Source organism: Streptococcus sp. DAT741, assembly GCF_009866825.1.
GTDB classification, from domain to species: domain Bacteria; phylum Bacillota; class Bacilli; order Lactobacillales; family Streptococcaceae; genus Streptococcus; species Streptococcus ruminantium.
In genome coordinates, this window is sequence record NZ_CP019557.1 from 1,812,584 (window position 1) to 1,832,272 (window position 19,689).

Genomic DNA, 19,689 nt, shown 5'->3' on the forward strand with positions numbered 1-19,689 from the left:
TGGCGGGAATTTCACCCACAAGTTTCGTTCCACACATCATTTTATCAAAAAACGAACATTTTTTCAAGATTTTTAAATATATTTGCAAATAACGGACTTTTTTTATATTTTTAAATCATTTCACTCTAAAAAACGATTGAATATGCGTTTGTTGCTCGATTATTTTAGTTTTTGGTACAGATTCCCGAAGTCCTTTTCTTCTCGTTAGTAGCAAGCTCCATTTTTAGAAAAACGTAGCAAAAATTTGTATTTGCTTGCCAATCTAGATAAAATGAGAATAAGAATTGACAGAACAGAAAATATGAAGGATCTAGATTCAGTATGTTACACAAATTACCCTCAAATAGCCCTATTCTTCAAGCTACCTTTGGCATTGAGCGCGAATCTCTCCGCATCAATCGAGAAAATCGGGTAGCTCAGACACCTCATCCCCCCGAACTAGGCTCTCGCTCTTTTCATCCCTATATCCAGACAGATTACAGTGAGTCACAGTTAGAATTGATTACACCTATAGCTCACTCGACCAGAGAAGCTCGACGATTTTTGGAAGCTATTACGGATGTGGCTGCCCGTTCTATGGATAGAGATGAATACCTTTGGCCCTTGTCCATGCCACCTATTGTCACAGAAGAGGATATTCGGATTGCTCAACTGGAAGACGACTATGAGTATCAATACCGGGTCGGCTTGGCCAAACGCTATGGCAAGCTCCTCCAGTCTGTGTCTGGTGTTCATTATAACTTCGAGCTGGGCAAAGACCTAACTCAAAAACTCTTTGAAGTAAGTGAACAAACAGATTTTATTGCCTTTAAGAACGCTCTTTATCTCAAATTGGCACAAAATTTCCTCAACTACCGCTGGTTCTTAACTTATCTATATGGAGCAAGCTGTCTGGCAGAAAAAGGTTTTTTTAAAGATAATATCGGTTGTGTTCGTTCTATCCGTAACTCTAAATATGGCTATGTCAATGCAGAGGATATACATATTTCTTTTTCTTCTTTAGAAAAGTACGTATCCGACATTGAACAGGCTGTGGCGACCGGACAACTCTCTGCTGAAAAGGAATTTTACTCAGCTGTCCGTCTAAGAGGTGCCAGAACGAGCCGAGACTATCTCAGTGAGGGGATCTCTTACTTGGAATTTCGTACATTTGATCTCAACCCCTTTGATCCACTTGCTATTAGTCAAGAAACTCTTGATACTGTTCACTTATTCATCTTAGCTCTTCTCTGGTTAGACCAACTAGGAGACATTGATACTGCTTTAGCAGAAGCCGAGCAATTGAATAATCTGGTTGCTCTTAGTCATCCATACAGCCCACTACCAGTCCAAGCGGATACCACTCCTATCCTAACTGCTATGAAGGCTATCGTGACTCACTTCGGACTAGATGATTACTATAGCCAGCTCATCGCTCAGGTGGAGGCGGCTCTTCTCGACCCTCGTCTGACCCTTTCTGGAAGAATAGCAGAGCTAGTTGAGAACGACTCTTTGGAAACATTTGGTCAGCAGCAAGGCCGAGCTTTTCATGATTATGCTTGGACAGCCCCCTATGCTCTAAAAGGCTACGAAAACATGGAACTCTCAACCCAGATGATCCTCTTTGATGCTATTCAACTAGGCTTACATGTTGAGATTATGGACGAAGAAGACCAGTTTCTCAAACTTTGGCATGGCAACCATGTCGAATATATCAAAAATGGTAACATGACTTCCAAAGATAACTACGTCATTCCACTAGCCATGGCCAACAAAGTAGTTACCAAGAAAATCTTGGACCAGGCCGGTTTTCCAGTACCTACGGGAGCAGAATTTTCTAACAAATCCGATGCCCTGCGTTATTATGGACAAATAGCTAGCTCTGCCATTGTTGTCAAACCAAAATCAACCAACTTTGGTCTAGGTATTTCCATCTTCCAAGAGCCAGCCAATCTATCAGACTATGAAAAAGCACTAGATATCGCTTTTTCAGAAGATAAGCATGTGCTGGTGGAAGAGTTTATCGCAGGTACCGAATACCGCTTTTTTATCCTTGATGGTAAATGCGAGGCCGTCCTCCTTCGCGTCGCAGCCAATGTAGTCGGGGATGGACATTCTACCATCCGTGAATTGGTTGAGAAAAAGAATCAGGATCCACTTCGTGGCTATGATCATCGCTCTCCTCTTGAAATGATCCATCTAGGTGCCATTGAACTCCTGATGTTGGAACAGCAAGGCTACCAGCCAGAAACCATCTTGCCAAAGGGAAGTCAGGCCTTTCTGCGTGGTAATTCTAATATTTCAACCGGTGGAGATTCTATTGACGTGACCGACCAGATGGATGATAGCTACAAGCAATTGGCAGCAGACATGGCAACGGCCATGGGAGCTTGGGTCTGCGGTGTAGACCTGATCATTCCTGACTTGAATCAAGTATCAACCAAAGAGCAGCCAAACTGTACCTGTATCGAGCTAAATTTTAATCCGGCCATGTACCTGCACACCTATACCTATGCTGGCCCAGGACAGGTTATCACTTCTAAAATACTGAAAAAATTATTCCCAGAACTATGATGTCTTTGCATCGAGATACTTTTCTACTATCTCGGTGCTTTTCTATTTTTTATGAGATGTTTTCCCATTCTTATTTGTTTTTCATTCGTTTTTCACTCCAATTTCAACTATTTTCTTTATATTTTTTTATTTATTTTCAAAAAATACGGATTTTATCTAAAAAAACATATCCAAAATGACTTATTTTTTGTTAAACTATATATATCAGAACTACAGATGTTTCTACAGCATCATTCAGATAAAAGGAGTTTTAGTATGAAGATTAGAAAGCGCTCTCTCTTCTCTACTGTCGGTTCTATAGTGGTGACGGCTGGATTATTATTCAGCTTAACTTCCCCAACCATAGCCTCTGTCCATGCCACTGAGGTAGCGATAGAAAACTATCCAACGCTTGCCACTACAAAGTCAGAAGTGACTGTACAAGGTTATCTTATTGCTCCACTCAACAGTAGTGGAACAGCTTTTGATTCAAGTAATAAGACCAATCTTGCTCTCGGAGCTAGTATGGACACAGCCGCTTCTAACACCATTCCTGTTCAATTAAAAGAGCCGCTGCGTTCCCAATTCAACCTCGTTGATCATCCAGAATTGATTGGAAAACTGGTCCGTATCACAGGAACTAGCGATACCTATATGAAACGAGCTGGGATTAAGCCAGCTACAAGCATTGAAGTCGTTGACAATTCTTCAGCAACTATTCAACCAGTAGCTGACAAAGGGTTACCAGAAGAAGCAAGTAGTCTAGCTTCTACTCCGCTTACTACAGTTCGTTCAGGAAAGCAAGGGACAGCATACACCGTCTCTGGTAAAATCATCAGTCGAGTCAACGGTTGGGGCGGCAATGGTTTCTATCTTCAGGGAGCTGATGGAGCTGGAATCTACGTCTATCCTGGTTCTGCCTTAGGCTATCAACTAGGCGATACAGTCCAGTTGACAGGAACTCTCGGTGGATTCCACGGTGAACTTCAATTAACTAAAGTTAGCCAGCACAAAAAAATATCTGAAGCCATCAATACTCCCACTGCGGAAACAAGTATCGCTCAATTATCAACCAATCAGCAAGCAACATTGGTTGCTCTAAAAAATGTAACAGTCGGTGATATACAAAGTGACAGCTACCAAAATTCAACCTTTACCGTTACAGATTCGCAAGGGCAGTCTGTTGAAGTGCGTTTGGATAGCCGAACTGGGATTAAGAGTGCCGAGCTTTTAAATCATGTTGGCAAGGGCGATAAAATCAATCTAACCGCTATTCTCTCCACGTATGATGGCAAGGTGCAACTCAAACCATTTGACCTTACACATTTTGAAGTACTCAAAAAAGCACCGACTGAAACAGAACCTAGCAAAACTGAAAGTGTGACTGTAGGTCAGATTCAAGGCGCCAGCCACCAATCTCCCTTCATCAATAAATCAGTCACTATTAAAAACGTTGTAGTGACCTACGTTGCTTCTGCCAATAACTTCTACGTTCAAGACATTACACCAGATGGAGATCCAAAGACATCTGATGGAATCAATATCTTTACTGATAAATTGAAGACCCAAGTTAAGGTTGGAGACGTATTGACAATCACGGGTAGGGTTGAGGAATACCTAGGAAAAGGCTATGCTGAACGTGATAAAACGGATTTGACCATCACCCAAATCCGTGCAAATAAAGTCACTGTTGACGGGAATGCACCGGTTCCGGCGCCGGTAGTAATCGGTAAGGATAGAAACATTCCAGCAGATATTATTGACAACGATGGCTTTGCTCAATTCGATCCTGAACAAGATGCACTTGACTTTTGGGAATCTCTTGAGGGAATGGTTGTAGCAGTAGACGATGCCAAGATCCTTGGACCTATGAAACACAAGGAAATCTATGTCACTCCTGCCAACAGTCCATTTATTTTAAACAACGTTGGCGGTGTTAATTTACGCCCTGATGGTAATAATACCAATATCATCCCGCTTCTTCTAAAAAATGGAAAACAGATCATCAAATCAGGAGATTACTTCACTGGTCGTATTGTAGGACCTGTCACTTATTCCTACACCAACTACAAGGTGTATGTGGATGATAGTACCTTACCTGCTCTGCACGAAGGACCTACAAAACCTGAAATAACCCATATTGTCCCAAGCGAAGACAAACTAACCATCGCTTCTTACAACATCGAAAACTTCTCTGCCAATAGCAAGTCTACCTCAGATGCTAAAGTTCAACGCATTGCTAAGTCTTTTGTTTCCGATCTCCATTCTCCAGATATTATCGGTCTGATTGAGGTACAGGACAACAACGGTGCGACCAATGACGGAACAACCGATGCAAGTCAAAGTGCCGCTCGCCTAATCGCTGCTATCAAAGCCATCGGAGGACCTGATTATACTTACGCTGATATTGCTCCCGAAAATAACAAAGACGGTGGACAAGAAGGTGGAAATATTCGTGTTGGTTTCCTCTACAATCCAAACCGCGTCAGCCTCTCTGATAAACCTATCGGTACTGCAACCCAGGCTGTAGCTTGGGAAAATGGAGAACTCAACCTCAGCCTGGGTCGAATTGCTCCAACAAATCCTGCTTGGACTGCTGTTCGCAAAACTCTAGCTGCTGAATTTATCTTCAAAGGAGAAAAGGTAATCGTTCTTGCCAACCATCTCAATTCAAAACGGGGAGACAACGGTCTCTACGGAAAAGTTCAACCTGTTTCCTTTGCTTCCGAAGCAAAACGCCATATTTTATCACAGTTACTCGCTGATTTCACAAAAACAGGTCTGGCTCAAAATCCAAATGCCAATATTGTTATGTTAGGCGATTTTAACGATTATGAATTTAGCAAAACAGTTGAAATTATAGAAACTGGTGGTATGGCTAACCTCGTGAGTCGTCATGATGCAGCAGATCGCTTCTCCTACTTCTACAATGGCAACAACCAATCGCTGGATAATATACTGGTTTCTACAAACTTATTGAACCGTTACGCTTTTGATATGGTCCACGTTAATTCTGCCTTTATGGAAGAACATGGCAGAGCTTCTGACCATGACCCGCTATTAGTCCAGCTTGATCTTACAAAAGCCCAAAAACCAGCTAATCCAGCACCGGACAACAATCATACAGGTGCAAATACCAAAAATTCTAAACCTAATACGGATAACACAAATGTCGGTATTAAAGATAAGGATACCAATAAATCCAATAAGCAAGTCACTAACCCTACTACAATAAGAACAGACAAAAAAGCCACTCAAAAGAAAGTTCTTCCACGAACCGGACAGCAAACTAGCTTTATTCTGATTTCCCTCGGTCTTTTGACCTTGAGCCTTGCCTTCACCAACAGCCGGAAAGACCCCTAAGTATTGTTGGGAGCAAGAAATAACTCGGCAGATAGAAAAAGTTCGCCAACTAGTCTTTCTATTTTAGTTGTCGAGCTAAAACGGTCTACTCCTAGACCCTTTCAACTCTTACTCTCACATAACTTCAAGAGATTAGAAAACCTTTCGATGATTAGAAATGGAGCGAACAAAATTCGCTCCATTTTTATACGGTAACTTTTGAAGTAGAAAGCACAAATTATGAAGGTTTTCCTCATACATCTCTCCAACTTAACAGTCTACTAAATTGTAAAAGCCATTCACTGTGCCAAAAGCGCGATACGAACAGTAAATAATGAGATTGGATTTTTTCCAAGCTCATTTTTCTACCTCCTCTACCCCGACTTATGCTATAATAATCCCTATGGATAAACTTATTAAAACATTATCAAACAGTGGCCATTTTCGGGCCTACGTACTCGATAGCACACAAACCGTAAAGACGGCTCAGGAAAGACATGATACCATGGCTTCATCAACCGTAGCACTTGGTCGGACTCTGATTGCCAATCAGATTTTGGCAGCCAATGAAAAAGGCAATACCAAAATCACTCTAAAAGTTTTAGCTAGCGGTGCAATGGGAGCGATTATCTCAGTAGCCAATACCCAAGGACAGGTCAAAGGCTATATACAAAATCCTGACTTGGATTATAAACGGACCGCAACAGGTGAAGTGATTGTTGGTCCTCTAGTAGGCAACGGGCAGTTTCTGGTTATCACCGACTATGGAACCGGCCACCCATACAATTCAATGACACCTCTAATTTCGGGTGAAATCGGTGAAGATTTTGCTTACTTCCTGACTGACAGCCAACAGACACCTTCGGCGGTGGGACTCAATGTCCTGCTAGACGAAGAAGATAAGGTCAAGGTTGCTGGTGGTTTCTTACTTCAAGTTCTACCAGGAGCAACAGAAGAAGAGATTGCTCAATTTGAAAAACGTATCCAAGAAATGCCTGCCATCTCAGGCTTGTTAGCTTCTGAAAACCACATTGAAGCCCTATTGTCTGCCATTTACGGAGATGATGACTTCAAACGTCTATCAGAAGAAGAAATTGGCTTTGTCTGCGATTGTTCAAAAGACCGCTTTCTTGATGCTCTAGCTAGTCTACCGAAATCCGACCTGCAAGAAATGAAAGAAGAAGACAAGGGGGTAGATATTACTTGCCAATTCTGCCAGATTCATTATCACTTTGACGAACAAGATTTGGAGGAACTCATCAATGGCTAACCTTAATACTTCTTTCATGATTGGCGATGTTGAAATCCCCAATCGTTGTGTACTAGCTCCGATGGCAGGTGTGACAAACTCCGCTTTCCGTACCATCGCCAAGGAAATGGGAGCTGGCTTGGTTGTCATGGAGATGATTTCCGAAAAAGGGCTCCTTTATAACAACGAAAAGACCCTTCATATGCTTCATATTGACGACAACGAATACCCCATGTCCATCCAACTTTTCGGTGGCGACGCTGAAGGACTCAAGCGTGCTGCGGATTTCATTCAAACCAATACCAAGGCCAACATCGTAGACATCAATATGGGATGCCCTGTTAATAAGGTTGTCAAAAACGAAGCCGGAGCCAAATGGCTCAAAGACCCAGACAAGATTTACCATATTATCAAGGAGGTAACCTCCGTCTTAGACATTCCTTTGACAGTCAAGATGCGAACAGGTTGGAACAATCCAGACCTAGCAGTTGAAAATGCCTTGGCAGCAGAAAGTGCTGGTGTGTCAGCACTTGCCATGCACGGTCGGACTCGCGAGCAAATGTACACAGGAACCGTTGATTTGGAAACATTAGCCAAAGTAGCTGCTAGCCTGACTAGTATTCCATTTATCGCAAACGGTGATATTCGTAGTGTTCAGGATGCTCGTCAGCGTATCGAAGAAATCGGGGCCGATGCCATCATGGTTGGACGAACCGCCATGGGCAATCCCTATATCTTTAACCAAATCAATCATTATCTCGAAACAGGACAAGTTTTACCAGACCTCTCTTTTGAAGATAAGCTTGATGTTGCTTTCGAACACTTAAGCCGCTTGACCAAGCTCAAAGGCGAATCCATTGCCGTCCGGGAATTTCGTGGACTAGCTCCCCACTATCTCCGTGGATCTGCCGGTGCTGCAAAAATCCGTGCCGCTGTTGCACGAGCAGAGTCCATTGAGCAAGTCCAAGAGCTCTTCAACCAAGCTAGATTAGCTTATCATAAAAAATACAAAAAAGAATAGAAACTAGAAACCTATACAAAACGAATACTCAATGAAAATCAAACTCAGATCAGGCCTTAGGAGTATAGATAAACGCAAGTTCATCAATCCAAGCCAACGAAGTCTGAGTATTTCTCAAAGAATGTAACCAATAAAAAACACCGAAGAAATTGACTTGATCTACTTCAAGAATCCGATTTCTTCGGTGTTTTTTCATTTTTTAGAACAAGACAATTCCTAAAGATAAAAATAGCTTCCCTCAATGGGGGATATCCATTTTTATATGCCAGAAACTAATTTTTCAAGTTGCTTGCTTCTCTCTAAAAAAGGAACGAAATGCAGGAGCTATTTGCTCCAGATATTTTTTGGGATTTTCCCGAATCATAGTAGCAGAAATCCCGAACTTCCTCGGACCACAAGCAGCTTGATACCCCCTATTTTCTAGCTCTTGGGCATATTCTTCCTCAGAAACATAAAAAATAGGTTGTTCCATACTTGTCAATTCAAGCAAGTTCAACAATCGATTCAGCCATTGTTTCCAACCATGTGGGTAGGGGGGCAAATCCGTTTCATCCAAGGCACAAACCGTCACTCGACTATCAGCTTCAAATTGTATCTGGATACAGTTCAATCGCTGTGATAGACTCATACCAATCCTATCCCCACGATCCCCCTCGTAGCCCGAAACCACTACATACACTCGACCGCAAGCGACCTTTGCTCGCTCAATCAGATCTAAATGTCCCTTATGCATAGGTGCAAATGTCCCAAAAACAACCGCAACTGATTTCTGCATACCTCACCTTTTATCTTCTATGTTCATATATAACCGAGAAAAAGGCAAGTTGATTCTCACCTTTTTGTCACACTCACTTTTCAGCACGGAAAATCATTCCATATCTGGAAAATTAGGGACTTCCCTCACTTGATAAGCAGGACTGAAACATTCCACTATCTGAAAACCATACTCATTAGTATAGGAGTGAATATTTCAGACTTCAAAATTGGAATACGAACTTCCCAAACTACCAAATCTAAGTTTTGTTCGAGAGCCTGCTAGATGTTCAAGCCCAATCCCTGCGCCATTCCTTATCTATCTTATAGCACAGCTTACTTAATTCACAATATCAAACCTAATCTGAGCTCCCTTAACTCCAACCTTCAAGGTTGAACCAGTAGGTAGCTCTCCACGAAGTAGCATCTCCGCCAAGGGATCTTCCAATTTGGTTTGTAGTAAGCGACGGAGTGGACGAGCTCCCATTTCCGGATCATATCCTTCTTTGGCAAGCAGTTTAAGCGCTGATGGTTGAAGTTTGAGCCTAATCCCTTTATCTGCTACCACAGCAATCAATGGCTGTACCATAACCTTGACAACATCCTGCATATGACTTTCTGTCAGGCTATGGAAGACGACCTTTTCATCGATACGGTTGATAAATTCTGGACGGTAGGCTTTTTTGAGTTCTTCAAAGATTCGTTTTTCCACATGTTCATGGCTACGCGATAAATCAAGCGCTCCAAAACCAACTGTCTTGTCATCACGCAAGGCTGTTGCCCCAAGGTTGGAAGTCATGATAATGATGGTATTGGAGAAGTCAACCTTGCGTCCCTTGCTATCGGTCAAGACACCGTCATCCAATACCTGCAAAAGAACATTGAAAATATCAGGATGAGCTTTTTCTACTTCATCAAAAAGCAGGACAGAATAAGGCTTATTGCGAACCTTCTCAGTCAATTCGCCACCTTCCTCATAACCCACATATCCTGGTGGCGCTCCATTCAAGCGACTAGCGGCGAATTTCTCCATGTATTCGGACATATCAAACCGAATAAGGGCTGACTCATCATCAAAAAGTACTTGAGCCAAGGCCTTAGCCAATTCTGTCTTACCAACTCCTGTTGGCCCCAAGAACATAAAAGAACCAATTGGACGACGACCCGTACGAATGCCCGACTGATTGCGACGAATAGCTCTGCTAACTGCTGAAATAGCAGCATCTTGTCCAATCACACGCTTATGTAATTCCTCTTCAAGGCTCAAGTACTTCTTAGTCTCTGACTGACTAAGTTTAGCTACTGGAATACCTGACAGGCGACTGAGCGTTTCCAAAATATCTTCTTCAGTCACTTCTAGGTCATAAACCTCACTAGTTTCATCTTCTTCCCTCATTTTGAGTAAAAGTTTGCTGACGGTCTTATATTTTCTTGCCATCAAAGCCTTATCCAAACTGGTTAAGCCTGTTTCTGTAGACTGTCCCTTGATACGATTTTGAACCGTCGCACTAGCTTCATCCAACAAATCAATCGCAGAATCTGGTAAATTTTTACTGGTTAAATAGCGTTTTGCATAAGATACTGCAACCCGAACAGTATCCTCCCCAATGCGGACCTTATGGTATTTCTCAAAGGTTCCTTTCAATCCTGTCAAAATAGCAATGCTATCTTCCACTGTTGGCTCCTCAATCGTCACCTTAGCAAAACGTCGAACCAAGGCAGCATCCTTTTCAATATGCTTCTGATACTCGCCCTGCGTTGTAGCTCCCACTGTCCGGAGAGTCCCACGAGCAAGAGCAGGTTTAAGGATATTTGCCGCATCCAGCGTCGAATCAATTCCCGAACCAGACCCCATAATCGTATGCAATTCGTCAATAAAAAGGATGACTTTTCCATCTTCTTCAATATCATTGACAATATTGTTCATCCGTTCCTCAAAGTCACCACGGAAACGAGTCCCTGCGATGACACTCATCAAATCCAACTCCAAGACGCGCATATCAAGCAGACTAGTAGGCACGTCACCATCTGCTACACGTTGAGCAAGACCAAGAGCAAGAGCTGTTTTTCCTACACCAGCCTCCCCAACCAAGACAGGGTTATTCTTCGTTTTACGAGACAGGATTTGAATCATTCGAGAAAGTTCCGCATCCCGACCGATGACAGGCTCTATCTTGCCATCACGAGCCAAAGCTGTCAAATCCCGAGTATAGTCCTCAAGACCACCACTTTGAGGAGTAGGAGGCATTCCCATCATTTGCCCCACATTAGCTGGTCTAGCCTTTCTCCCCTTCATAACACTACGGATGGCTTTTAAATCTTCCTTGGAGAATCCTGCACGAGCTTCTAAATTTTTACGTAAATCCAGAAAGCGAATCTTATCATCTGAGTCCTCAAAATGAAAGCCAACCTTATCTAAAATCTGACTAGCTGTGGAACGCTTGTCCAATAGCATGGCCATAAAAAGATGTTCCGTACCAAACTGTTTGGCCTTGAGCACTTCGGCAATCTTCTTAGCCAAACTAGTTGTTTCATCCAAACGCTTAGACAATGGTAAAATGCGAAGAGGCTTCAACTCCTCACGGTACACCTTACCTGTCACTACAAAAGTAGCATGTTCATAGTCTGAAACAGAAACTGGATACTCTGCTAGAACAGCTCCTGCCACCGTATTATGATTAAACACGAAAGACAAGAGTAGATGCCAAGTTTCCAAATAATCACAAGCATAACGATGGGCTACCAACTGTGCATCTTCCAGCGCCTGTCGCAAACCAATTGAAGTCTTCATAAATCTTAATCCTCTTTCCTATCTAAACGCCGTAAAATCTGGCGCATCATTCGTGCTCGAATACTATCTGCTTCCTTGCCCAGAACCTCATCAGTTCCAGCAGCTAAGAATAAATTGCCTTCGCGTTCTGTCATCAATTTTTCATCAAACAAGAGCTGTAAGATGTCCGCATAAACCGTAGCAGACAATTGGCTTCCCATATTTTTTAACAAATCATGCACTAATTCATGCTTATCTGAAAATGTAATCCGGCCAATACGGATATAGCCACCACCTCCACGCTTACTCTCAACAATATAACCCCGACTGGCTGTAAAGCGTGTCTTAATCACATAGTTAATCTGGCTAGGAACTACCTCAAACCGACTAGCCAATTCACTTCGACGCAACTCAGCTACACTGACCTGTTCCAAAATTGCCTTGATATGCTCTTCAATATAATCTGATGTATTTTTCATCACCATCGAATCGCCTCTTTCTTTGACTTTCTTTGACCATTATACCTTAAAATGACGAATTTTGAAAGCAAAAGCCTAGCAACTAGCGTAGCAGAATTTTGAAATCTTTCTCCAATTTTTCTATAATAAAAAGAAAAAGGAGAAAACAATGAACTTTCAAGACTATATCCAAGATTTTACAAGTGTGACTGTGGAGCAAGCACAAAGCCTCCTAACTGCCAAAGAGGGAGCTATCCTCTTCATCGGACGAGCAAACTGTCCTTACTGCAACCGCTTCGCTCCAAAGCTTCATAAGGTAGCCCAAAACAAGCAAGTGACCGTCCACTTCCTCGACTCCAGCCAAATCAGTCCAGAACTCCAGACCCTTCGCGACCACTACCAAGTTCCTACCGTCCCAGGTCTCCTCGTCGCTAAACCTACTGGAGTCCAAGTCCGCTGCGACTCCAGCATGACGGAAGAAGAAATTGTGGCTTTTATTCAAGACTAATGCTAGACATTTCCTACCAAGCCAACACCTTCCACATCTCTTATCAAGGAAGACCACTCGGCAAGATTCACAGCTACCAAAATCCCTACCACCAGACCAATATCTATCTGCGACTAGATTTGGTTGATTTCGATTGCACCATAGCAGAGCAGCTCTTCCAGTCCCTACAGACTTCCTTAGGCGGAAAACCTCTTCAAGTTATGCTCTCCTCTGCAGAGCAGGAAAGAATCCATTTCCTTACCGCAGCTGGCTTTGTCTGCAAGCGGAAATGTTATGAGTTCGAAGTGACCAAGCAAGACTATCTCAGTCAAACAGGCACTTCCAACTTAAGCATAGTCCGCAAAGGCACCGCACCTTATCAAATAGCCTGTCAGCAAATTTTTGACCACTATCAAACAGTCCACCAAGACATCAATCCTTGGACTGCCAGTCAAGAAGAATTTGAAAAAGGCTTACCTGATCTGGTTTATACAGATTCAAAAAATTGTGCCTTCATAGATACCGATGAAATTGCCTACGTATGCGGAAAAGATGAACAAAGCTTTGGTTCCTTCATCCAAGCAGTTATTTGCCAACTATTTGAACAGTATGAGCAAATTAGCTTTGAGGCTGATGACTGCGATCCTATCGCCATGCATTTAGCTGACCAATTCCGACAACCAAACAAGCCTAGCTGGGATACTTATATTTTAGAAATCTAACAAAAAGCACCGACCACAAGGCCGGTGCTTTTTAAGGAGATTATGAAAAATATTTAGGATTGATATCAGTATAACCTAACCAAGCATATCCGACATCCGCCCTAGGACCGATTTTACAAAAAAGAACTCCCTTTCGGAAGTTCTTCGTTATCTAATTATTTACCAAGAGCTGCTGCCATCGTTGCTGCAACTTCTGCTTCAAAGTCATTTGAAGCTTTTTCAATACCTTCACCTACTTCAAAACGAGCAAACTCTACTACAGAAGCATTTACTGAATTCAAGTAAGCTTCAACTGTCTTGCTGTCATCCATGATGTAAACTTGTGCAAGAAGAGTATAAGCTTGGTCAACTTGAGTGTTATCAAGCATAAAGCGGTCCATTTTCCCTGGGATGATTTTGTCCCAGATTTTTTCTGGTTTGCCTTCTGCTGCTAATTCCGCTTTGATTGCTTCCTCAGCTGCTGCAATCACTTCGTCAGTCAATTGAGCTTTTGAACCATATTTTAACAATGGCAAGGCTGGTTTATCAACCATTGCACGGCTTTCGTTGTCTTGCTCAATTTTATGGTTGATTTGTGCCAACTCATCTTTAACAAATTGCTCATCCAATTCTGTGTAAGAAAGAACAGTTGGTTTCATAGCAGCGATATGCATTGAAATTTGTTTTGCAAGAGTCTCATCGCCACCTTCAATAACTGAGACAACACCGATACGACCGCCATTGTGTTGGTAAGCACCAAATGCTTGTGCATCTGTTTTTTCTACCAAAGCAAAGCGACGGAATGAGATTTTCTCACCGATTGTTGCAGTTGCATTTACGTATGCTTCTTCAAGGGTTTCACCTGAAGGCATTGTCAATTTAAGAGCTGCTTCGTTATCTGCTGGCTTACCTTCTGCAATAACTTTAGCAGTAGTGTTCACCAACTCAACGAATTGAGCGTTTTTCGCAACAAAGTCTGTCTCAGCATTCACTTCAACAACTGCTGCTACGTTACCATCAACATAAACACCAGTCAATCCTTCAGCCGCTACGCGATCAGCTTTTTTAGCAGCCTTAGCCATACCTTTTTCACGAAGCAATTCAATCGCTTTTTCGATATCGCCTTCCGTTTCAACCAATGCTTTTTTTGCATCCATAACGCCAGCACCTGATTTTTCACGCAATTCTTTAACGAGAGCTGCTGTAATTTCTGCCATGTCTATTCTCCTTGTTTGTTTTTTTGAAAAATAGAAGGACCGGGCTCAGCCCTGCCCTTCTAGGTTTGTTTATCAGTTTGTAAGCTAAATTGTACTCGAGCGAAAGACTTTAAAATTTAGACGATTTGTTCAGCAAATCAGAATTTGCTGCCAAGTCCCTAAAATTCAGTCGTCTTCTTAAACGCTCTTAGTTATTTAATTGTACTCAGGCTAAAATCTTAGTGAAAAAGATAAACTTCCTTGTATGCAAGCATATTGCGTCAGTTTCCTATTTCCATACAGATTTTCAAACGCCTTCGTTACTTATTTTCCTTCAACTACTTCAACCAATTCTTCGATTGACTCTGTAGATGCTGGTTCAGCTGCCAATTCAGCTTCAACCGCTGCTACACTGTCTTCGCCTTGATTGCCTTCAATGATAGCATCAGCCATCTTCGCTGTAATCAATTTAACAGCACGGATAGCATCATCGTTCGCTGGAATGATAACATCAATGTCATCTGGGTCAGTATTTGTGTCAACCATCGCTACAACTGGAATACCCAATTTTTTAGCTTCTTTAACAGCGATTTGCTCTTTGTGTGGGTCAACAACGAACATCACGTCTGGAATACGTGGCATATCAGCGATACCACCCAAGAATTTTTCAAGACGAGCACGTTGTTTGTTTAACAATGCTACTTCTTTCTTAGGAAGCACATCAAAAGTACCATCTTCTTCCATACGGTTGATTTCTTTCAAACGAGCGATACGTTTTTGGATTGTACCCCAGTTTGTAAGAGTTCCACCCAACCAACGGTGGTTGATGAAGTATTGACCAGCACGGATAGCTTCGTCTTTAACAGCTTCAGCAGCTTGTTTTTTAGTACCTACAAACAGGATAACTGCTTCGTTTGCTGCGGCATCACGGATGAAATCGTAAGCTTGATCAGCCAATTTTACAGTTTGTTGCAAGTCAATAACGTGGATACCGTTACGCTCTGTAAAGATGTACTTAGCCATCTTAGGGTTCCAGCGACGAGTTTGGTGACCGAAGTGCACACCAGCCTCAAGAAGTTGTTTCATTGAAATTACTGCCATGAGTATTTTCTCCTTTTTGTTTTTTCCTCTCCCGAACTTCAGCTTGCAGCCCAACCTTTCGGCAACAGAACCACAATGGATCCGAGATGAGTATTTGTTGCTACAGCAACTCTATCATGATACCAAATTTTTTCTCATTTGACAAGCAAATTCCCTCTTGACGAATGCGTTTTTTTTCGATACAATATTCTTTGTTATGGCGGTATAGCCAAGTGGTAAGGCATGGCTCTGCAAAAGCTTGATCGTCGGTTCAAATCCGTCTACCGCCTTTCAGTACCTGAATTAACAGGAATTAACCGATTGAAAAGTCCGATTTTGCGGGCTTTTTTGATTTTCCGTCAGGTTAAATCAGGCTAACTTTAAAAATAATTTGGGGCGAATTTGGGGCGGACGGTTTTTCATAGGTCAATTTTTGAAAAGTATTACTATCTATTTTCATGATTTTTTATACAGAAAAAAGCGGCCATCTTTGACCGCTCTTTCTTATACTTGCAATTCCTCACGGATTGCTTTTTGCAACAGTTGGCTAAAATTGACCTTGTTTTCTTTTCCAATTTCAACAAGCCAGCTTGGTAGTGTAACGGTCTTATTGACGATTTTAGAGCGTTCACGCTCACGGACAAGTTCAGTATCAACAGAGATAGCCTGAATCACATCATCATCGCTTGCTAGATTGCTTGCAAGTGCCTTAAATGATGATGGTTTAGGAAATTCTTTACCCTCGTCTTCGAACATGATGGTATAGATTTCAAGAACTTCACGAGCGTTGAAAATAGCTTCGCTTAGATTGTCAGCTTCGCTAAATGCTCCAGGGAAATCAGGGAAAGAAATGCTGTAGCCACCATTTTCCTTATCTGCTTCAAACAATGCTAAATAATTATATTTCATAGTGATCGATTAAGCCAATGATCAGAGTAACCCCTTTAGGGGTACAGGGAGGAGTGCCCTCACTCCCCATACAAGACTTTGAGAATGTTGCTTAGTGTGCCTGGTCTGTAATCCTTTTCTTTTGGTTTAGGTATCGTCACTGTCCGTCCGTCTGGATGTTTCCAAACCTCGTGAGACCCTTTGCCAAAGTTTGTTTTACTGAAACCTTGCTTCTTAGCAATCTTCTTAAGCTCTCGCTCTGTCATTGGCTTATCTCCTTTCCTTATCTTTAATTATATTATACACTTGTTTTTAACACTTGTCAACAAAAACACTTGTTTTTAACAAATATTTTTTAAAAAAACATTCCATCACAACAGACATTTTCAAAAATGTCCATCATAATAGAAAATAGCCCCCAGCATTGCTGAGGGCTTTGTTTGTCTATTAGACTGGTTTCTTTTTCAGCTTGTAAGTTTCACCATTGATGATGACTTCGATACCTTCGGCATTGATTTCAATCTCATCAGACTGACTGACATCTGTAACGGTCTGTTGGTCGTACTTAGCAAGCGACCCGTTTTCCGACTCAATAGCTTTCAGACGACTTGACGCTCCGACAATATAGCTGTCAAATCCGCTAGCGGCATAATCATAGACTGCATCACCAATCCTAAACATCCCCTTGACAGCTTCTGAGAATGTCTTAGCTCCTGATACCTTGTAAGAACCACCAGCACGCAACAGATAGAACCAATCTGTCAAGAAGTCCTCAATCGTTGCGTAGTGCATATAGTGACCGCCCTCATTGGATGGACGGGCAAGACCTCTAGTTACTGTTACACCGCTTGGACGTTGAATGGTGTCCGCATCCGAGGTCATGGTCATACCGCCCCAGTTATTATCTGCCTTACCTACCGATGAGGTGCCCCAAAGCCCCTCAAAGTGTAGGACAGTGATGGCATAAGATGGCAGGATGTCATGCTCCTTACATTTTCGCAAAATGATATCCAGAACAGACTTCTTGAGAATTGCCCCGTTAAAGGACAAGTCACCGTCTTCTTTGGTTTGGACCGCCTGTGGCATATTTGGGATAGTTTCAGACGGTCTGGAATCGCCTTTGAGTATTTCGTTAACCTTTGCCTGAACCGCACCATAGCGAGGTCCTAGCGAGTGCTTACGCTCTTCTCCAAATCCGTGCAGACCAGCGATGACTTCTTGAGCTAGTTCCTCATCTGTCTCTTGATTGGATGTGGTAGTTTCGGATTGGTCTTTCAAGCGATAAACATAGTAATATGGACGTCCATCATAAGCCCACGTTGTATCATGTTCGTTTACGCTAATACCGTTATGAGCATAATTGCAATGAATGATGTTATCACCATCAACAAAAATACCCGTATGTCCACCAGCTCCGGCTGACTCCCCACGTCTACCCCAGATGAAGACGTCACCACGTTTTGCATCCCAAGCTGTATTTTCTGCAACCAACTCAAATCCGTTATTCATTAGCCAGTCATGCTCGTATTCAGTATTGACTGCCCAACCAGCAGAAATAGCCCCGCCAGCCGTGAGAGCGTAATAGACTGCGCTAGAACAATCATAGCTATCCGGACCGTTACGATGGTCCATGGAATAGCTAACTTTTCCAGCTCGTGATGACATCCAACGGATGGATGTTTCAATATTTAATGCCATGTCCTACTCCTTCCACGAATCATTCATCTGTTTAACTGCTGACTCGATAAATGTCTCAAGCTGCCCTTCTGTCATATTGATATTGTATTTTGCCAATTCGCTAGTAACACGACGCTTGGCCATATCTAACTTATCAATATGACGAGGATTGGCGTCCGTTTTGGTAATCTGTTCAACCGCATTAACAGCGTTTTTGGCCAAAATTTCTGTAATTTCAACTGCTCGCTTACCACCTTTGGTTAGTAGGTACTTCTTAACCTCACGGACAACGATACCTGCCACAACTGTTAAAATGCCCAGTGCTGAGCTGGCGATAATTTCTGTAATTTGGTTCATGATTATTTTCCTTTCTCAATTTCATCCATACGGTCATTCATGCGGACTAACTCTTTTTGAACATCTCCCACAGTATGGGAAATAGCTCTCAATTCAACGGTAGTCTGGTCTAAATGATTCATCAGACGGTCTTCACGTTGGTTGGAGTCGCGCTTAGATTGCTCGTGAAATTCCATTAGCTTTTTCTCTCTTTTGTCTGACGTTCGAACTAGATACCCTACGACTATGCCAAACAAAAGAATAAAGAGAATAGCCCAGACGAACTGTGACTGGGCTATTCTTTCTGCCTGTTCAATTGGCATAGACTATTCTCCTTTCGGTACGTAGTTAACAACTTTCTCATCAGCCAATTCCGGATGTCCCATCAGCTCCAATTGTGCCTTAACTCGTTTCTTAAAGATGCGCGGTACATCTTTAAAAGAAAAATCAAAATGCTCATCTACTATATTCATTGCCATTAACATTACCATCATTTTATTGCTCCGTTTCTGTATTTTTGTTATCGGTAGAATTGTCGCTACCGTCGACATTAACATCATCTTTAAGACTTTCATCTTCCGTGACCTCTTCTGCTTTCGAGTAAAGTTCAGTTAATATTTCCATAACTGAGCCATTCAGGATTTGGAACTTCGCTTCGATTGCTTTGAAGCGCGTCTCCCGTTCTGCTTCGGCGGTCTCTTGACGACTTTTGATGGCTTCAAATTCTTGATTGGCTTCCGCCATGAAATCTTTTGCTTTCTTAGCGACTTGGTCCAACTCTTCTATCTTCTGAACACTTTCAGCCATGGCACGGTCGGCATATTCCCCTTTAAAGTGGGCATCTCTGGCTAATTCAACCAATTCCGCATCCGTCTTAGCCATTTGATTCCCGAGAACGCGCTCAGTATAGGTCGCATAGCTGCCAGTCGTTGACGCAATTGTGATTTCTGTGTGGCTAATCTCACCATCCGTATAGACGGGATATTTCCCTACAACACTCCAACTTCTCATGGCGCTACCTCCTCAGGTTTGGTAGCCTCATCTAATTGCTGGGTCAGCTCATCAATGGTTTTTCGAGCCTCTGTAAGTTGGACGGCTAGTAGATTCTTAGACGACAGCTCGTCTGCCAGCTTGGCTGTTAATTCCTGAATTGTTAAGCTCAAAGCCTGATTGATATGTTCTTGGTTCATATTATTTCC

General features: G+C 42.3%; 19 protein-coding genes and 1 tRNA gene. 7 read left to right on the forward strand and 13 right to left on the reverse strand.

Going from position 1 to position 19,689, the window contains the following annotated elements; translation table 11 throughout:
* Nucleotides 1-321 precede the first annotated feature (321 nt).
* From gshAB to dusB, 4 genes are all read left to right on the forward strand, one after another.
* The gene (gshAB, locus tag BZG42_RS08570; RefSeq protein ID WP_155995725.1) at nt 322-2,553 is read left to right on the forward strand and encodes a bifunctional glutamate--cysteine ligase GshA/glutathione synthetase GshB; all 2,232 of its coding nucleotides are present in this window, start codon (nt 322-324) and stop codon (nt 2,551-2,553) included.
* 255 nt (nt 2,554-2,808) lie between these two features.
* Nucleotides 2,809-5,895, forward strand: a complete 3,087-nt coding sequence (locus BZG42_RS08575) for a DUF6359 domain-containing protein (protein ID WP_155995727.1) — start codon at nt 2,809-2,811, stop codon at nt 5,893-5,895.
* 382 nt (nt 5,896-6,277) lie between these two features.
* Nucleotides 6,278-7,144 carry an Hsp33 family molecular chaperone HslO gene (gene hslO / locus BZG42_RS08580; RefSeq protein WP_120172269.1) on the forward strand — a complete coding sequence of 289 codons (867 nt, stop codon included), beginning with the start codon at nt 6,278-6,280 and terminating at the stop codon, nt 7,142-7,144.
* Complete coding sequence (gene dusB, locus BZG42_RS08585; protein ID WP_120172272.1) at nt 7,137-8,144, forward strand: tRNA dihydrouridine synthase DusB; 1,008 nt, start codon at nt 7,137-7,139, stop codon at nt 8,142-8,144. The genes hslO and dusB overlap by 8 nt, the downstream gene beginning before the upstream one ends.
* Nucleotides 8,145-8,424: 280 nt before the next feature.
* Here dusB and BZG42_RS08590 read toward each other — a convergent pair whose 3' ends face one another.
* From BZG42_RS08590 to BZG42_RS08600, 3 genes are all read right to left on the reverse strand, one after another.
* Nucleotides 8,425-8,919 (reverse strand): adenylyltransferase/cytidyltransferase family protein, encoded by a 495-nt coding sequence (locus tag BZG42_RS08590; protein ID WP_155965256.1) that lies wholly within the window; start codon nt 8,917-8,919, stop codon nt 8,425-8,427.
* A gap of 318 nt (nt 8,920-9,237) precedes the next feature.
* Nucleotides 9,238-11,688, reverse strand: a complete 2,451-nt coding sequence (locus tag BZG42_RS08595) for an ATP-dependent Clp protease ATP-binding subunit (protein WP_155962370.1) — start codon at nt 11,686-11,688, stop codon at nt 9,238-9,240.
* Nucleotides 11,689-11,693: 5 nt separating this feature from the next.
* Complete coding sequence (locus BZG42_RS08600) at nt 11,694-12,152, reverse strand: CtsR family transcriptional regulator (RefSeq protein ID WP_024531809.1); 459 nt, start codon at nt 12,150-12,152, stop codon at nt 11,694-11,696.
* Between the two features lie 142 nt (nt 12,153-12,294).
* Here BZG42_RS08600 and traF point away from each other — a divergent pair, with 142 nt between their 5' ends.
* Together traF and BZG42_RS08610 are read left to right on the forward strand one after the other, a co-directional pair.
* Nucleotides 12,295-12,633 carry a conjugal transfer protein TraF gene (gene traF / locus BZG42_RS08605; protein ID WP_155995729.1) on the forward strand — a complete coding sequence of 113 codons (339 nt, stop codon included), beginning with the start codon at nt 12,295-12,297 and terminating at the stop codon, nt 12,631-12,633.
* Nucleotides 12,633-13,334 carry a GNAT family acetyltransferase gene (locus BZG42_RS08610; RefSeq protein WP_155995731.1) on the forward strand — a complete coding sequence of 234 codons (702 nt, stop codon included), beginning with the start codon at nt 12,633-12,635 and terminating at the stop codon, nt 13,332-13,334. Before traF ends, BZG42_RS08610 begins: the two co-directional genes overlap by 1 nt.
* Before the next feature lie 155 nt (nt 13,335-13,489).
* Here BZG42_RS08610 and tsf read toward each other — a convergent pair whose 3' ends face one another.
* A complete protein-coding gene (tsf, locus tag BZG42_RS08615) occupies nt 13,490-14,530 on the reverse strand; it encodes a translation elongation factor Ts (protein WP_024531812.1) in 1,041 nt (346 codons plus the stop codon).
* 303 nt (nt 14,531-14,833) lie between these two features.
* Nucleotides 14,834-15,610: a 30S ribosomal protein S2 gene (gene rpsB / locus BZG42_RS08620; RefSeq protein WP_024531813.1), complete on the reverse strand. Its 777-nt coding sequence runs from the start codon at nt 15,608-15,610 to the stop codon at nt 14,834-14,836.
* Between the two features lie 198 nt (nt 15,611-15,808).
* On the opposite strand from rpsB, the gene BZG42_RS08625 reads away from it, so the two are divergent.
* Nucleotides 15,809-15,879 (forward strand) — tRNA-Cys (locus BZG42_RS08625).
* A gap of 214 nt (nt 15,880-16,093) precedes the next feature.
* Here the strand turns inward: BZG42_RS08625 and BZG42_RS08630 are convergent.
* From BZG42_RS08630 to BZG42_RS08660, 8 genes are all read right to left on the reverse strand, one after another.
* Nucleotides 16,094-16,498, reverse strand: a complete 405-nt coding sequence (locus BZG42_RS08630; RefSeq protein WP_029185623.1) for a type II toxin-antitoxin system HicB family antitoxin — start codon at nt 16,496-16,498, stop codon at nt 16,094-16,096.
* Nucleotides 16,499-16,557: 59 nt separating this feature from the next.
* A complete protein-coding gene (locus tag BZG42_RS08635; RefSeq protein WP_024376845.1) occupies nt 16,558-16,743 on the reverse strand; it encodes a type II toxin-antitoxin system HicA family toxin in 186 nt (61 codons plus the stop codon).
* A 181-nt stretch (nt 16,744-16,924) separates the two neighbouring features.
* On the reverse strand, nt 16,925-18,175 hold the full coding sequence (locus BZG42_RS08640) for a peptidoglycan amidohydrolase family protein (RefSeq protein ID WP_159780122.1): 1,251 nt from the start codon (nt 18,173-18,175) through the stop codon (nt 16,925-16,927).
* Nucleotides 18,176-18,178: 3 nt separating this feature from the next.
* On the reverse strand, nt 18,179-18,511 hold the full coding sequence (locus tag BZG42_RS08645; protein ID WP_024532980.1) for a phage holin: 333 nt from the start codon (nt 18,509-18,511) through the stop codon (nt 18,179-18,181).
* Between the two features lie 2 nt (nt 18,512-18,513).
* Nucleotides 18,514-18,813, reverse strand: coding sequence for a hypothetical protein (locus tag BZG42_RS08650; protein ID WP_155971575.1), 300 nt, complete (start codon nt 18,811-18,813; stop codon nt 18,514-18,516).
* A gap of 3 nt (nt 18,814-18,816) precedes the next feature.
* Entirely contained in the window at nt 18,817-18,984 is a 168-nt protein-coding gene (locus tag BZG42_RS09980; RefSeq protein ID WP_201443297.1) for a CD1375 family protein, read from the reverse strand.
* Between the two features lies 1 nt (nt 18,985).
* Nucleotides 18,986-19,501: a hypothetical protein gene (locus BZG42_RS08655; RefSeq protein WP_155996282.1), complete on the reverse strand. Its 516-nt coding sequence runs from the start codon at nt 19,499-19,501 to the stop codon at nt 18,986-18,988.
* Entirely contained in the window at nt 19,498-19,680 is a 183-nt protein-coding gene (locus BZG42_RS08660) for a hypothetical protein (protein ID WP_155996281.1), read from the reverse strand. Before BZG42_RS08660 ends, BZG42_RS08655 begins: the two co-directional genes overlap by 4 nt.
* Nucleotides 19,681-19,689: the final 9 nt, after the last annotated feature.

What these genes read in the sequence shown, in the direction of transcription:
- BZG42_RS08600 (WP_024531809.1), bottom strand. Translation starts at nt 12,152, where the DNA reads ATGGTGATGAAAAATACATCAGATTATATTGAAGAGCATATCAAGGCA.
- BZG42_RS08595 (WP_155962370.1), bottom strand. Translation starts at nt 11,688, where the DNA reads ATGAAGACTTCAATTGGTTTGCGACAGGCGCTGGAAGATGCACAGTTG.
- BZG42_RS08645 (WP_024532980.1), bottom strand. Translation starts at nt 18,511, where the DNA reads ATGAACCAAATTACAGAAATTATCGCCAGCTCAGCACTGGGCATTTTA.
- BZG42_RS08590 (WP_155965256.1), bottom strand. Translation starts at nt 8,919, where the DNA reads ATGCAGAAATCAGTTGCGGTTGTTTTTGGGACATTTGCACCTATGCAT.
- BZG42_RS09980 (WP_201443297.1), bottom strand. Translation starts at nt 18,984, where the DNA reads ATGATGGTAATGTTAATGGCAATGAATATAGTAGATGAGCATTTTGAT.
- BZG42_RS08575 (WP_155995727.1), top strand. Translation starts at nt 2,809, where the DNA reads ATGAAGATTAGAAAGCGCTCTCTCTTCTCTACTGTCGGTTCTATAGTG.
- BZG42_RS08640 (WP_159780122.1), bottom strand. Translation starts at nt 18,175, where the DNA reads ATGGCATTAAATATTGAAACATCCATCCGTTGGATGTCATCACGAGCT.
- BZG42_RS08630 (WP_029185623.1), bottom strand. Translation starts at nt 16,498, where the DNA reads ATGAAATATAATTATTTAGCATTGTTTGAAGCAGATAAGGAAAATGGT.
- BZG42_RS08610 (WP_155995731.1), top strand. Translation starts at nt 12,633, where the DNA reads ATGCTAGACATTTCCTACCAAGCCAACACCTTCCACATCTCTTATCAA.
- tsf (WP_024531812.1), bottom strand. Translation starts at nt 14,530, where the DNA reads ATGGCAGAAATTACAGCAGCTCTCGTTAAAGAATTGCGTGAAAAATCA.
- dusB (WP_120172272.1), top strand. Translation starts at nt 7,137, where the DNA reads ATGGCTAACCTTAATACTTCTTTCATGATTGGCGATGTTGAAATCCCC.
- traF (WP_155995729.1), top strand. Translation starts at nt 12,295, where the DNA reads ATGAACTTTCAAGACTATATCCAAGATTTTACAAGTGTGACTGTGGAG.
- BZG42_RS08650 (WP_155971575.1), bottom strand. Translation starts at nt 18,813, where the DNA reads ATGCCAATTGAACAGGCAGAAAGAATAGCCCAGTCACAGTTCGTCTGG.
- BZG42_RS08655 (WP_155996282.1), bottom strand. Translation starts at nt 19,501, where the DNA reads ATGAGAAGTTGGAGTGTTGTAGGGAAATATCCCGTCTATACGGATGGT.
- BZG42_RS08660 (WP_155996281.1), bottom strand. Translation starts at nt 19,680, where the DNA reads ATGAACCAAGAACATATCAATCAGGCTTTGAGCTTAACAATTCAGGAA.
- gshAB (WP_155995725.1), top strand. Translation starts at nt 322, where the DNA reads ATGTTACACAAATTACCCTCAAATAGCCCTATTCTTCAAGCTACCTTT.
- hslO (WP_120172269.1), top strand. Translation starts at nt 6,278, where the DNA reads ATGGATAAACTTATTAAAACATTATCAAACAGTGGCCATTTTCGGGCC.
- rpsB (WP_024531813.1), bottom strand. Translation starts at nt 15,610, where the DNA reads ATGGCAGTAATTTCAATGAAACAACTTCTTGAGGCTGGTGTGCACTTC.
- BZG42_RS08635 (WP_024376845.1), bottom strand. Translation starts at nt 16,743, where the DNA reads ATGACAGAGCGAGAGCTTAAGAAGATTGCTAAGAAGCAAGGTTTCAGT.